13 protein-coding genes are annotated in these 13,928 nt (G+C 70.6%); 8 read left to right on the top strand and 5 right to left on the bottom strand.

Annotation, left to right across the window (positions count from 1 at the left end; translation table 11 throughout):
• Positions 1-55: 55 nt before the first annotated feature.
• The 6 genes from GXW71_RS21035 (at position 56) to GXW71_RS21060 (ending at position 5,600) form a co-directional block, all read left to right on the top strand.
• A complete protein-coding gene (locus GXW71_RS21035) occupies positions 56-886 on the top strand; it encodes a CmcJ/NvfI family oxidoreductase (RefSeq protein ID WP_211854642.1) in 831 nt (276 codons plus the stop codon).
• Complete coding sequence (locus GXW71_RS21040) at positions 879-1,616, top strand: SDR family NAD(P)-dependent oxidoreductase (RefSeq protein ID WP_211854643.1); 738 nt, start codon at positions 879-881, stop codon at positions 1,614-1,616. Before GXW71_RS21035 ends, GXW71_RS21040 begins: the two co-directional genes overlap by 8 nt.
• Before the next feature lie 125 nt (positions 1,617-1,741).
• Positions 1,742-2,752, top strand: a complete 1,011-nt coding sequence (locus GXW71_RS21045) for a sulfate ABC transporter substrate-binding protein (RefSeq protein ID WP_211854644.1) — start codon at positions 1,742-1,744, stop codon at positions 2,750-2,752.
• 139 nt (positions 2,753-2,891) lie between these two features.
• Positions 2,892-3,731, top strand: coding sequence for a sulfate ABC transporter permease subunit CysT (gene cysT / locus GXW71_RS21050; protein WP_211854645.1), 840 nt, complete (start codon positions 2,892-2,894; stop codon positions 3,729-3,731).
• Positions 3,728-4,573, top strand: coding sequence for a sulfate ABC transporter permease subunit CysW (gene cysW, locus GXW71_RS21055; RefSeq protein WP_211854646.1), 846 nt, complete (start codon positions 3,728-3,730; stop codon positions 4,571-4,573). The genes cysT and cysW overlap by 4 nt, the downstream gene beginning before the upstream one ends.
• A gap of 1 nt (position 4,574) precedes the next feature.
• Positions 4,575-5,600 carry a sulfate/molybdate ABC transporter ATP-binding protein gene (locus GXW71_RS21060; RefSeq protein WP_211854647.1) on the top strand — a complete coding sequence of 342 codons (1,026 nt, stop codon included), beginning with the start codon at positions 4,575-4,577 and terminating at the stop codon, positions 5,598-5,600.
• A gap of 194 nt (positions 5,601-5,794) precedes the next feature.
• Here GXW71_RS21060 and GXW71_RS21065 read toward each other — a convergent pair whose 3' ends face one another.
• The 5 genes from GXW71_RS21065 to GXW71_RS21085 all read right to left on the bottom strand — a co-directional run bounded on the left by GXW71_RS21065 (position 5,795) and on the right by GXW71_RS21085 (position 10,445).
• Positions 5,795-6,775: a Bug family tripartite tricarboxylate transporter substrate binding protein gene (locus GXW71_RS21065; protein ID WP_211854648.1), complete on the bottom strand. Its 981-nt coding sequence runs from the start codon at positions 6,773-6,775 to the stop codon at positions 5,795-5,797.
• Between the two features lie 37 nt (positions 6,776-6,812).
• Complete coding sequence (locus GXW71_RS21070; protein ID WP_211854649.1) at positions 6,813-7,226, bottom strand: Rieske (2Fe-2S) protein; 414 nt, start codon at positions 7,224-7,226, stop codon at positions 6,813-6,815.
• A 1-nt stretch (position 7,227) separates the two neighbouring features.
• Entirely contained in the window at positions 7,228-8,349 is a 1,122-nt protein-coding gene (locus GXW71_RS21075) for an amidohydrolase family protein (protein WP_211854650.1), read from the bottom strand.
• Positions 8,346-9,428: an amidohydrolase family protein gene (locus GXW71_RS21080; protein ID WP_211854651.1), complete on the bottom strand. Its 1,083-nt coding sequence runs from the start codon at positions 9,426-9,428 to the stop codon at positions 8,346-8,348. Before GXW71_RS21080 ends, GXW71_RS21075 begins: the two co-directional genes overlap by 4 nt.
• A gap of 117 nt (positions 9,429-9,545) precedes the next feature.
• Positions 9,546-10,445, bottom strand: a complete 900-nt coding sequence (locus GXW71_RS21085; RefSeq protein WP_367615929.1) for a LysR substrate-binding domain-containing protein — start codon at positions 10,443-10,445, stop codon at positions 9,546-9,548.
• Between the two features lie 242 nt (positions 10,446-10,687).
• Here GXW71_RS21085 and GXW71_RS21090 point away from each other — a divergent pair, with 242 nt between their 5' ends.
• Positions 10,688-11,668 (top strand): Bug family tripartite tricarboxylate transporter substrate binding protein, encoded by a 981-nt coding sequence (locus GXW71_RS21090; protein ID WP_211854653.1) that lies wholly within the window; start codon positions 10,688-10,690, stop codon positions 11,666-11,668.
• A gap of 111 nt (positions 11,669-11,779) precedes the next feature.
• Entirely contained in the window at positions 11,780-13,855 is a 2,076-nt protein-coding gene (locus GXW71_RS21095; RefSeq protein ID WP_211854654.1) for a hydantoinase/oxoprolinase family protein, read from the top strand.
• Positions 13,856-13,928 lie beyond the last annotated feature (73 nt).

The following is a 13,928-nucleotide window of genomic DNA, read 5'->3' on the forward strand; positions in this document are numbered from 1 at the left end:
GCTCGGAACGAGCATGCCGTGCGTTGCGTGTTCCACAACGGAGGAGGACGCTGCCATGCCACAGTCATCGCACATCGAAGCCACGCTGAACTTCCTGCGTCCGGTCGCCGGCCGGCCGGCGCGCTATGTCACTGATCCGCCGCCCGGCGTGCCGCGGACCAACATCGAAAGCGAGCCGCACCGCGTCACGATCGAGAACGGGCGCCTGCGTGAGCACAGCTTCACTCTGGATGCGCATGGCTTCGCGCTGCTCAGGGCGCCGACGCGCTTCACCGACTTCTATGACGAGGATGCGATCCGGGACCGCTATCTGCCGGAGGTGGAGGCCGTGCTGAAGCAGGCCCTGGGCGCATCGCGGGTCGTCGCCTTCGATCACAATGTCCGCAATGCCCGGCGCGCCGCCATCGACGCCGCGTTGCGGGAGCCGGCGAAGCGCGTGCACAACGACTATACATACCGCTCCGCCCCGCAACGCGTGCGCGACGTGCTGCCGGAGGAGGCGGAGCGGCTGCTGACGCGGCGCTTCGCGATCGTGAACCTCTGGCGCCCGATCGCGCCGGTGCTGGAGAGCCCGCTGGCGCTCGCCGAAGGGCTGAGCATCGCGGAGCGCGATCTGGTCGCCTCCGATCTGATCTATGCCGGCCGTATCGGGGAGACCTTCTCGGTAACCTGGAATCCGGCGCATCGCTGGGTCTATTTTCCCCACCAGCAGCCGGAGGAGGCCCTGTTGATCAAGTGCTACGACAGCGCGATCGATGGCCGCGCGCGGCTCTCGGCGCATGGCGCCTTCGACGATCCGACCTCGCCGCCGGACGCCCCGCCGCGCGAGAGCATCGAGGTGCGCACGCTGGTCTTCTGGGACGCGGAACACCCGGCCGATGCCTGAGCCGAAGCGGGCCGCGATCGTGGTGGGCGTCGGCGCCGAGCGTGGCCTCGGCGCGGCGTTGGCGCGCCGCTTCGCGCGCGAAGGACTGCATGTGGTGGTCGCCGGGCGCACCCAGACCCGTCTCGACCAGGTCGCCGCCAGCATCCGCGCTGGCGGCGGCAGCGCGGAGGGCATCGCGGCCGACACCACGCGCGAGGCGGATGTCGTGGCGCTCTTCGATCGCGCCTTCACCGGCGATGCGGTGCCGGAGCTGGTGGTGTTCAACGCCGGCAACAATGTCCGCGCCCCGATCCGCGAATTGGAGGCGGAGGTTTTCGAGGCCGCCTGGCGCGTCGGCACGCTGGGCGGCTTTCTGGTGGGGCGGGAGGCGGCGCGGCGGCTGGTGTCGCTCGGGCGCGGCAGCATCCTCTTCACCGGCGCCAGTGCCAGCCTGCGCGGCCGCGCAGGCTTCGCGGGTTTCGCCGCCGCCAAGGCCGGGCTGCGCGCCGTCTCGCAATCCATGGCGCGGGAACTCGGGCCGCTCGGCATCCATGTCGCGCATGTCGTGATCGATGGCGGCATCGCCGGGGAGCGGCTGGAGAGCCGCGCGCCCCAGCGCGTAGCGGAAGCGGGGGAGGACGGGCTGCTCGATATCGACGCCATCGCCGAAGCCTATTGGCAATTGCACCGCCAGCACCGCTCGGCATGGACGCAGGAGCTGGATCTCCGACCCTTCAAGGAGAGCTTCTGATCCGCCCCGCTTCCGGGTGCGCGCCATCTCGTGAGCGTCGGCGGCGCAATGTGTGAAGTAGTCTGCCTGTCGCCATTCGGGCGCGGCAGATCGAAGGTCCTCAGATCGGCACAACGGAGGCAGACATGCGACGCAGATCCGTCATCGGCGCCACGGCCGCGCTTTCCCTGGCCGGATATCGTCCGGCGGCGGCGCAGGAGCGCAGCCTGCTCAATGTCTCCTATGACCCGACGCGGGAGCTCTACCGCGACATCAACGCCGCTTTCTCCGCCGCCGAGCGGGCGGCGGGGCGCAGCGCGGTCAATATCCGCCAGTCCCATGGCGGCTCCGGCCGCCAAGCGCGCTCGGTGATCGACGGGCTGGAAGCCGATGTCGTGACCTTGGCGCTTGGCGGCGACATCGACGTGATCGCCCAGGCCGGGCTGATCGCGCGCGACTGGCGGAACGCCTTCCCGCAACGCTCCGCCCCCTACCGCAGTACCATCGTGCTGCTGGTCCGCAAGGGGAATCCCAAGAACCTGCGCGACTGGGGCGATCTCGCCCGACCAGGCATCCAGGTGGTGACGCCGAACCCGAAGACCTCGGGCGGCGCCCGTTGGAACTACCTGGCCGCCTGGGGCTGGGCCCTGGCGCAGCCGGGCAGCAACGAGGCGGCGGCGCGCGCCCTGGTCCAGGCGCTCTACCGCAACGCGCCGGTGCTCGACACCGGGGCGCGCGGATCGACGCTCACCTTCGCGCGACGCAACATCGGCGACGTGCTGCTGGCCTGGGAGAACGAGGCCTATCTGGTGCTGGCGGAGTTCGGGGCCGCGAATTTCGAGGTGGTCTATCCCACGCGCTCGATCCTGGCGGAGCCGCCGGTCGCGGTGGTCGACAGCGTGACGCGCCGCCGCGGCACCGAGGCGCTGGCGCGGAGCTATCTGGAATTCCTCTATACGCCGCAGGTGCAGGGCATCATCGCCAAGCACTTCTATCGCCCGGTCGCGCCGCAGCATGCGGCGGCCGAGGACCTGGCCCGGCTCCGCGACATCCCGCTCTTCACCATCGACGACGTCTTCGGCGGCTGGGCCCAGGCGACGGCGGCGCATTTCGCCGACAATGCGGTGTTCGACCAGATCACCGGGGCGGCCAGGTGATACCGCCGAGCCTTGTTGCTGACCGGTTCGCTGTTGCCCTTTCCGTGGAGAGGCTCGGCGGTATCGTGCGCGGGGTTGGTGGGGCGGCCGCGCACGCAACAAGGACTCTCATACCGGGTCAGCCGACAGGCTGGCCGGTATGAGCGGCGGCTTCACTTTCCACAGGCCCACCGCAGTGCCGGCCTTCGGGCCGGCCTTCGGCATCGCGATGCTGGGCACCGGCCTGCTGGTGCTGCTGCCGCTCGCGGCGCTGCTGCTGCGCGCCGCGGGGCAAAGCTTCGATTCCTTCGTCGATGCCGCATTCTCGCCGCGTGCCATGGCGGCCTATCGCCTGTCCTTCGGCGCCTCGCTGCTGGCCGCCGGCGTGAATGCGGTGGTCGGCACCGTGCTCGCCTGGGTGCTGGTGCGCTACCGCTTTCCCTTCCGCCGCATCGTCGATGCGCTGATCGACCTGCCTTTCGCGCTGCCGACCGCGGTTGCCGGCGTGGCGCTCACCACCATCGCCGCACCCGACGGCATCCTCGGCCGGATCGCGGAACCTTTCGGCATCAAGCTCGCCTTCACGCCCTTCGGCGTGTTCCTGGCGCTGCTCTTCATCGGCCTGCCGTTCGTGGTTCGCACCTTGCAACCGGTGCTGCAGGACCTGGAGCCGGAGCTCGAGGAAGCGGCGGCCCTGCTCGGCGCCGGGCGCGCCTCGACCTTTCTTCGCGTTGTGCTGCCGGCGATCGCGCCCGCCGCCGCGACCGGCTTCGCGCTCGCTTTCGCCCGCTCGGTCGGCGAATATGGTTCCGTCATCTTCATCGCCGGCAACATGCCCATGGTGAGCGAGATCGCGCCGCTGCTCATCGTCGTGCAGCTCGAGCAGTTCCAGTATGGCGCCGCGACGGCGATCGCGACGGTGCTGCTCGGCGCCAGCCTGGCGGTCCTGCTGGTCTGCGTGGTGCTGCAGCGCCGGCTGGAGCGGGACCGGGTGGCATGAGCGGCCATACACGGCCCGCACTGCGCGATCCGGCACCGCTCGCCTGGGCGCTGGTTGGCTTCGCCCTGCTCTGGGTCGGCGTCTTCCTGGTGCTGCCGCTGGTGGTCGTGGTGACGGAGGCCTTCGCGCGCGGCTGGCCGCGCTTCATCGCGGCGCTGCAGGAGCCGGACGCGATCGCCGCCATCCGCCTCACTCTGGTCATCGCGGCCATCTCTGTCCCGGTCAACCTGGTGCTCGGCGTCGCCGCCGCCTGGGCGATCGCCAAGCATGAATTCTACGGCCGGGGCCTGTTGGCCGCCTTCATCGACCTGCCGGTCTCGGTCTCGCCGGTCGTCGCCGGCCTGGTCTTCGTGCTGATCTTCGGCGCGCAGGGCTGGCTCGGCCCCTGGCTGCAGCGGCACGACATCAAGATCATCTTCGCCCTGCCAGGGATGGTGCTGGCGACGATCTTCGTGACGCTGCCCTACGTCGCGCGCAGCCTGGTGCCGATCATGCGCCGCCAGGGTGTGGAGGAGGAGGAGGCGGCGGCGACGCTCGGTGCCGGCGCCGTCACCACCTTGCTGCGCGTCTCGCTGCCCAATGCGGCGCTCGGGCTGCTCTACGGCGTGCTGCTCACCAATGCCCGGGCGATGGGGGAGTTCGGCGCGGTCTCCGTCGTCTCCGGCCATATCCGGGGCGAGACCAATACGCTGCCGCTGCATGTCGAGATCCTGAACAACGAATATGACGAGGTCGGCGCCTTCGCCTGTGCATCCCTGCTGGCGCTGCTCGCCATCGTCACCCTCGTGCTGAAGCTGTGGCTGGAACGGCGCATGCGGCTCCGCGCGGGCGAGGGGAGCTGAGATGGCGATCCGCATCGAAGGCGCGGTGAAGCGCTACGGACCCAAGGTCGCCGCGATCGACGGCGTCACGCTGGAGACCCGACCGGGAGAGCTGCTTGCGCTGCTCGGGCCGTCGGGGTCGGGCAAGACGACCCTGCTGCGGGCCATCGCCGGCCTCGAATTCCTCGATGCCGGCCGCATCCTGATCGATGGCGACGACGCCACGGCGCTGACCGCGCGGGAGCGGCGCATCGGCTTCGTGTTCCAGAACTACGCGCTGTTCCGCCACCTCTCGGTCTTCGAGAATGTCGCCTTCGGCCTGCGTGCCCGGCCGCGCCGCCTGCGGTTGACCGAGGCGGAGATCCGCGACCGCGTGCTGCCCCTGCTGCGCACCGTGCAGATGGAGGAATACGCGGAACGCAAGCCGGCCGCACTCTCTGGCGGGCAGCGGCAGCGCGTCGCGCTGGCGCGTGCGCTGGCGATCGAGCCGCGGCTGCTGCTGCTGGACGAGCCCTTCGGAGCGCTGGACGCCAAGGTGCGGCGCGAGCTGCGCCGCTGGCTCCGGGAGCTCCATGACCGGCTCGGCCTCTCGACCGTCTTCGTGACCCATGACCAGGAGGAGGCGCTGGAGCTCGCGGACCGCGTCGCGATCCTGAACCAAGGCAGGCTGGAACAGCTCGGCACGCCGCATGAGGTCTATGACAGCCCGGCGACGCCCTTCGTCGCGGAATTCCTGGGCGATGCGCTGCGCGTGCCGCCGCGGCTTCGCCGGGCCCTGGTGCCGGACCGGCCGCATGGCGGGCTCGCGATGGTGCGGCCGCATGATATCGAGCTGTTGCCGCCCGGCGGGCCCGGCGTGCCGGCGATCGTGCGCCGCACCGCGTCCCGCGGCGGCGCGCTGCTGGTCGAGCTGGAACTCGAGGACGGCAACCGCATTGAGGCGGAGATCGCCCGCGGCGACGCGCATGAAGCGGAAGGGCGCATCGCGCCGGGCACGCGGGTCGGCCTCCGGGCGCGGATCGCGCACCTCTTCGACGACGCGCCTTGATTTGAGTGGCCTTCGTCGGAGATCGACGAAGGCCCCCTCAGACGCGTCGTGCCAAAGGCACGCCTGTGGCGTGACGCGCCGCGCGTCCGGGTGGCTTGGCGTCGTGCGAGAAGCACGCTCTTCGCATGACGCGCGACTTCGCGCGGGCCGCATTCGCGGCCTCGGGCCGGTCTTCCGGCCCGTCGTCTTTGTGCCTACTCCGGCCGCATACCCGCGCGTCGCGCCACCTCGGCCCAGGCACCGACATCGCTCCGGATCCGGACGGCGAAGGCCTCGGGTCCGGCGAAGGCCGGGACCGAGGCCTGGGTCGCCAGCCGGTCCCGCGTGTCCTGGCGCTGCAGCAGCGCCGATAGGGCGCCGGAGACGCGCTCGATGATCGGCGCGCCGGTCCCGGCCGGCGCCAGCACCCCGAACCACACGCCGGAATCCGCGACGTCATGGCCGAGTTCCGCAAGAGTCGGCACCTCCGGCAGCTCCGGCGCCCGCCGCGGGCCGAACACCACCAGCGGCCTGAGCTGATCGGCACGGTAGGGGCCGATCGCGCCGACCAGGGTCTGCAGCATCAGCGGCACTCGGCCGGCGATCACATCCTGCAACGCCGGCGCGGTGCCGCGATAGGGAACATGGGTGATGTCGATGCCGAGCGCCTGGCGCAGCGTCTCGCCACCGAAATGCCCGTTGCCGCCATTGCCGGTGCTGGCATAGCCGAGCTGGCCGGGGCGGGCCTTCGCCGCGGTCACCACCTCCTCCAGGCTTTGCCAGGGCTGGCTGGTACCGCACCAGAAGACGTTCGGCGATGTCGCGACGATGCTGATCGGGGCGAAGCTGGTCGCGGGGTCGTAGGGCAGCCGCGCATAGACGCTGGCATTCATGACCAGCGCATTGGACGCGAAGAGCAGCGTGTAGCCATCCGGCGCCGCCCGGGCGACGGCCTCGGCGGCGAGGACGGAATTGGCGCCCGGCCGGTTCTCGAAGACCACCGGCTGGCCGATCGCCGCCTGCAGGCCGGCCGCGATCAGGCGGCCGACGGCATCGGTGGGGCCGCCGGGCGGGAAGCCCATCAGCATGCGCACCGGCCGCTCCGGCCAGGCCTGCGCCCGCGCCAGCCGCGGCGCCGCGAGCCCCGCCGAAGCGGCCAGCAGGGCTCGCCGGCCGATCGGGTGACGCGCCATCATCCCGTTCTCCTCCCTGCCTTTGCGCGTGGTGCCGCGCTCAGGCCTCCACGACCACGTAGTCATCCTCCACGCGCACCGGGAAGGTCTCCGCGACGAAGGGGCCCTCCACCAGCTCGGCACCCTTCGCGACCGCGGCGGGGAAGCTGCGCACCTTCATCCGGCGCGGGTCGAACCAAGATTTGCCGGTGCGGATGTCGAATTCCCAGGCGTGCCAGGGACAGCGGATCATCTCGCCGCGGCGGGAATAGCGGTACTCGCCGGGCGTGCTGCTCTCGACATGGCCGGTAACGATGCCGCCGCAGAGCGAGCCGCCCTGGTGCGGGCAGCGGTCGAGCAGCGCGAAGAACTCGCCGTCCAGGTTGAAGACCGCGATCCGCCGGCCAGACGCTTCCACCAGCTTGCGCCCGCCCGGCGGGATCTCCCCGAGCGGCGCCACGACATGCTTCGCCATGTCAGAACCCGTAGGCCCGGCGGGCATTGCCGCCCCAGATCGCCTGGCGCTGCTCCAGTGGGATGATCGAGGGGATGGCGAGGCGCGGGTCGTCGAAATCCCAGTGCGGGTAGTCGCTGGCAAAGAGGATGCGGTCCGGCCCGATCCATTCGATGATGTCGAGCAGATGCTCGGGCTTCTCCGGATCCTCCATCGGTTGGGTCGAGACCCAGACATGCTCGCGCAGATACTCGGACGGCGCGCGCTTCAGGTGCGGCACCTCCGCCTTCAAAGTCTTCCAATGCCTGTCGAGCCGCCAGGCCAGCGCCGGCAGCCAGCCGAAGCCGCATTCGATCAGGATGATCTTCAGCTTCGGGAAGCGCTCGAAGACGCCTTCCACGACCAGGCTCGTCATCTGCGGCTGGCAGGAGGTGGCGTGCTCCGACACCTCCTCGATATAGAAGCTCGGCCAGCCGGCATTGGTCATCGGCCAGCCGCTATAGCCAAAGGCGTGGAAGGCGACCGGCAGCCCCACCTCCTGCGCCGCCTCGTAGATCGGCCAGTAACGCTGCTTGCCGACCGGCTCCGCGGTGCGGCTCATCATCAGCACCTGGCAGAAATCCTTGTGGCCTGCCCAGTGGCGGATCTCGGCAGCGGAGGCTTCGCCATCCTCATAGGGCACGACGATGCTGGCATGCAGGCGCGGCTCCGGCCGCGTCCATTCCTCGACCTGCCACTCATTCACCGCGCGCGCCATGGCGGCCGAGAACAGGTTGTTCTGGTCGCCCTGGCCGGAAGGCTGCAGCGGGTTCAGCACGCCGGCATCGATGCCGTAGTGGTCGAGATGCTGGGCGCGAACGAAGCCGAGATCGGAGGCGGGCGAACCCCCAGGCGGCCAGGCGTCGCGGCGGGAGGCCATGGGCTGCGCCTTGGGGAAGGGCGGCTGGCCGCCGGCGAAGCCGTGCCGCGCCCGCAGGCCGTAGGTTAGGAGGTAGTCCCACCAGCGCTGCGACAGATAGGGTTTGAAGGCCGTCAGCGAATGCGCCCGCGGATGGATGTCGACATCGATCAACCCGAGCACCGCCTGCGGCGGGCGGCCCGGCGCCAGGCCCTCGGTATGACCGGGGGAGACCAGGATGTTCATGCCGATACCCCTTCCGTGACGGTGGCCCGGATGCGGCCATAGGTGGCGAGCGGATTGTCCCACATCAGCTTCGGCAGCAGCGCCGGCGGCAGGCCGGCCGGGATGCGCGCATCGCCTTCGAACTGCGCATGCGGCCAGTCGCTCGCCCAGAGCAGCATGGCGTCGGACCGCAGGTGATCGAGCAGGCGCGCGACCGTCGCGGCATCCTCCGGCACGTCGAAGGGCTGCACGCTGAGGCGCACCTGGTCGCGCACGATCTCGGCCGGCGGGCGGTTCACCCAGGGCACCTCGAAGCGCACGCCCTTCCAGGTCTTCTGCAGCCGCCAGAGGAAGCCCGGCAGCCAGGAGACGCCGGATTCCAGCAGCACCACCTTCAGTTCTGGAAACTTCGTCAGCGCGCCTTCGGTGATCAGGCTCGCGAGCTGGCTCTGGAAGCCCTGGGCCTGGGCGACATAGTCCTCCAGATACCAGGACGGCCAGCCGATCGAGGTGACCGGATTGCGATAGGCACTGCCGGCATGGATCGCGAGCGGCAGCCCATGCTTCACGCAGGCCTCCCAGACCGGCCAGTACTGGCGGCGGCCGAGCGGCTGCTCGCCCATCGCGAGCGTCAGCACCTGCACGAAGCGCCGATCATCGGCCAGGCGCTCGATCTCCTCGACCGCACGCTCCACCGATTGCAGCGGCAGCACGATGGAGGCCCGCAGCCGTGGATCGCGGTCCAGCCATTCGGCGCGCACCCAGTCGTTCAGCGCCCGGGTGAAGGCGACCGCCATGTCCTCGTTGAGCACGAGCTGGACGCCGTAGAGGCAATTCAGGATGCCGATCTCGGTGCCCCAGGGATCGAGCGCCTGGGCGCGCAGCGCCTCGATGCTGTGCGGCGCCTCGCCCCGTGCGCCGCGCCAATCGGCGCGGGTGGTGAGCGGCGCGTTCAACGGATAGCTCTGGCTGTCGAGCTGCGTGATGCCGCGCTCGGTGATCTGGTCGCGCCAGAATTCATCGAGATAAGGCGCGAGCGCCTGCATGCCGGGCACCCAGGGATGCAGATCGCAATCGATCGCGCGCAGGCCTTGGCCCATGCTTCCTCCTGCTCGCGCGCTCTCCGGCGCGGGTACTGGCAGAATCCTAGACCTGGCTGGCGGCGATGGCCAGCGGCGGCGGCGCCTCCATTAGAACACCGTGTACTGTGAGCAGATTCACGCCTCCGGGCGGTCTCGCCCTGCGGCGATCTGCTCCAGCAGCCAATCGCGGAAGCCGCGCAGCGCCGGCACCTCGGCCGCGGCTTCCGGATAGGCGAGAAGATAGGCCTCGCGTCCGTGCAAGGGCACATCGAAGGGCGTGGCGAGCCTGCCGGCGGCAATATCGGCGGCGATCAAAAAACGCGGCAGCAGCGCGATGCCAAGCCCGGCCGCGGCGGCCTCCGCCACCATCGCCATATGGTGGAATTGCGGGCCGCGCAGCCCGTCGATGCCGGGAAGGCCGGCGGCGGCGAACCACTCCACCCAGCCGCGCGGCCGCGTGGTCTGTTGCAGCAGCGTCTGCCGCGCGAGGTCGCGGGGCATGCGCAGCTCCGCCAGCAGAGAAGGCGCGCAAACCGGCACCCGTGCATCCTCGATCAAGCGATGGGTGACGATGCCGGGCCGATCCTCCTCGCCGAGAAAGAGCGCGGCATCGACATCCTCAGCGGCGAAATCGAGCCGCGTGAGGCGCGTCGTGTAGTTCCGGAAGTTCAGCATCACGGCTGGGTGCATCTTCCGGAACCCCGGCAGGCGCGGCATCAACCACCGCGCGCCGAAGGTCGGCGAGATCGCGAGCGTCAGCGTGCCGCCGCCGCCGCGATGCGCCAGCAGTTCCAGCGTCGCACCCTCGATGCGCGCCAGGCTGCCGCGCACCTGCGGCGCATAGGCGGCGCCGGCCGGGGTCAACACCAGGCGCTGCCGCACCCGCTGGAACAGCCGGAGGCCGAGCTGCGCCTCGAGCCCCGCGAGCTGACGGCTGACCGCACTCTGGGTCAGCCGCAGCTCCTCCGCCGCGCGGGAGACGCTGAGATGGCGGGCGCAGGCCTCGAAGGCCTGGAGGGCGGCGGTGGCAGGCACGTGGCGGCGCATGGTCGGGACCCGAACTTCATTCCGAACCATCATGAAGGCATGAGGGAGTTTCAGTTGCGAGTCCCTCTGTTTCCAGGGAACCTCTGGATTGTCGATGCTCACGGTAGCGCGATCTGCCTCAGACCATGCATTGTGCGCATGATCTGGGGTGGTTGAAGACGCTGTGCGGGCCGTGCACCCGGCGGCACAGGGATGATCGCAGCCACCCCGGCCAAGCCAGGAGGTGAAAGATGACCGTGTTCCGCATGCCCCGTCGTGCCTTGTTGGCCGGCGCCGCGACTGCCGCCTTGGCGCCTGCCGCGCAGGCGGCCTGGGTGCCGCAGCAGCCGATCCGGATCCTGATCGGCTATCCGCCCGGCGGCGCCGTGGACATCCTGGTGCGCGTGGTCGCCGAGGGCATGCAGCGCGTGCGCGGCGTCGCCGTGGTGGCGGAGGTACGCAGCGGCGCCTATGGCTTCATCGCCGCCCAGGCGGCCGCCCGCTCGGCGCCCGATGGCTATACCTTGGCCAGTGCCATCATGGGCCTGATGTCGGTGCTGCCGGCGATCCCCGGCATCCCGGTGCCGCTCGACCTCGACCGGGAGCTGACGCCGGTCTCCGTCCTCGCCGGCACCCCGATGGCGCTGGTCGCGCGGCCTGCCGCGCCCTTCAACGACGTCGAAGGGCTGATCGCCTATGCGCGGCAGCGCGGCGGTGCCGCGACCTACGCCTCCTCTGGCAACGGCTCCATCAACCATCTCGGTGCGGCGCTGTTCTGCGGGGCGGTCGGCGTGACCATGACCCATGTCTCCTACCGCGGCGGCGCGCCGGCGACGCTCGATGTCTCGGCCGGGCGGATCGACATCATGGTCGCCAACGTAGCGGAGGTGGCGCCGCAGATCCGCGGCGGGCAGCTCAAGGGCCTCGGCGTCACCGCGGCGGAACCGACGCCGCTGATGCCGGAACTGCCGCCGCTCGCGGCACGCATCCCGGCACTCGAGATCAACAACTGGTTTGGCGTCGCGGGTCCGGCCGGCCTGCCGGCCGAGGTCCGCGACGGGCTCGCCGAGATCTTCGCCGCGGCGGTGCGCGATCCGCAGACCGCGCGCATCCTGATGGAGCGCGGCCTGATCCCGATCGGCGAGGGCGGCGCCGCCTTCGCGGAGCGCATCCGCCGTGACCGCGCGCGGTGGGCGCAGGTCGTCCAGGCGAACAACATCCGCGGCGACTGACCTTCCCCTTCCCATCCGGCTGACCGCAAGCAGCCCTTTAAGTGGCGCGTCCGCTTCAGACCTCCGGGCCCTTCGGCCCTCCGGTCATCGGACGCTCAGGCAAGGACCATCATGACGGCGTCCCTCTCTCTCGGCATCGATATCGGCGGCACCTTCACCGATCTCGTCATCCTCGATCCCGCCGATGGGGGTGCGGCCATCTGGAAGGAAAGCACCACGCCGGACGATCCGTCCCGCGGTGCCATGCAGGGCCTGGCGCGGCTGCTCGACCAGAGCGGCATCGCGGCGGGGTCGATCGGCCGCGTCGTGCATGCGACGACGCTCTTCACCAATGCGCTGATCGAACGCAAGGGTGCGGCAACCGGCCTGCTCACCACCGCCGGCTTCGCCGATGTGTTGGAGATCGGGCGGGAGCGGAAATACGAGCTCTACGACCTGTTCCTGGAGATGCCGAAGCCGCTGGTGCCGCGTCCCTGGCGGCGCGAGGTGCGCGAACGCCTGGCGCCGGACGGCAGCGTGGAGGTGCCGGTCGATGTCGAGGGCGCGCTGGCGGAGGTGGCGGCCCTGGTCGGCGAGGGCGTCACCAGCCTCGCCATCTGCTTCCTGCATGCCTATGCCAATCCGGCGCATGAGCGCGCGGTGGCGGAAGCGGTGGCGCGGCGCTTCCCGAAGCTCTCGCTCTCGCTCTCCTGCGACATCGCACCGGAGATCCGGGAATATCCGCGGGCGGTGACGACGGTCGCCAATGCCTATGTGCGTCCGATCGCGGAGACCTATCTCGACACGCTGGAAGCCGCGCTGAAGCGCGCCGGCGTACCAGGCGGGCTGTTCCTGATGCTCTCCAATGGTGGCCTGACCCATGTCGCCGAGGCCAAGCGCGCGCCGGTGCAGTTGCTGGAGAGCGGGCCCGCGGCGGGTGCGCTGGCCGGCGCCTGGTTCGGGCGGCATGCCGGCCTCGACCGCGTGCTCGCCTTCGACATGGGCGGCACCACCGCAAAGCTCGCGCTCGTCGATGACGGGGAACCGCTGGTCGCCTGGGGCTTTGAAGCGGCGCGTACCAAGCGCTTCCTGCGCGGCTCCGGCCTACCGGTGCAGATCGCGACCGTGGAGCTGATCGAGATCGGCGCCGGCGGCGGTTCCATCGCCCGGCGGAGCGAGCTCGGCACGCTGCAAGTGGGGCCGGAGAGCGCGGGCGCGCAGCCCGGGCCCGTCTGCTACGGCCGTGGCGGCAGCGAGCCGACGGTGACCGATGCCGATCTGGCGCTCGGCTACCTCAACGCGGATTTCTTCCTGGGCGGCGCGATGCAGATCGACACCGGGCCCGCGAAGGCAGCGCTGGCAAGCTTGGCCGCCACACTTGGCCTCGACGGCGAGCGCGGCGCCTTCGGTGTCCATGACGTCGTGAACGAGAACATGGCCGGCGCCGCGCGCGTCGCGATCGCGGAGCGGGGCCGCGTGCCGCGCGACTATGCGCTGCTCGCGACCGGCGGTGCGGCGCCGGTCCATGCCTGGCATGTCGGTAGCAAGCTCGGTGTCTCCCGCGTCGTCTGCCCCCCGGGCGCGGGCGCGGGCAGCACGATCGGCATGCTGATGGCGCCGGCGCGCATCGACCGCGTCACCTCCTTCAACAGACCGCTCGCATCCGTGGCCTGGCCCGAGGTCTCCGGCATGTTCGAGGCGCTGGAGAAGGATGCGCTGGCCGTGGTGCGCGACACCGGCGCCGACCTCGCACGGCGCAGTGTCCGCCGGCTCGCCGACATGCGCTACGTGGGGCAGGGGTCGGAGATCACCGTGGCGCTGCCGGAGACGCTGGATGCGGCGAGCGTGCTCGGCGCCTTCGAGGCCGCCTATCGCGTGCTGTTCGGCCGCACGCCGCCCGGTGCGGCCGCGCAGTTCGTGGCGCTGCGGCTCTCCGTCGCGGCACCGATGCCGGGCGCCGGCGGGACGCTCCGCATCGCCAGCGGCAAGGCGGGGGCGGCGGCACTGAAAGGCCGGCGGCGGGTGCATTTCCCGGATGCCGGGGGTGAGGTCGAGACACCGGTCTATGACCGCTACGCCCTGGCGCCGGGCGCCACCCTCGAAGGCCCGGCGGTCTTCGAGGAGAATGAGAGCACCTTCGTCGTCGGGCCGGGTGCGCGCATCACCGTGCTGCCCGACGGCTCCATCCTCGCCGAACGCGTGATCTGAGCGTCCGATGACCGGAGGGCCGAAAAGGCCCGGAGGTCTGAATCGGACGCCCCACTGACAAGGAATATAGGCG

This window comes from Plastoroseomonas hellenica (assembly GCF_018129085.1).
In the GTDB taxonomy this organism is placed as follows: domain Bacteria; phylum Pseudomonadota; class Alphaproteobacteria; order Acetobacterales; family Acetobacteraceae; genus Plastoroseomonas; species Plastoroseomonas hellenica.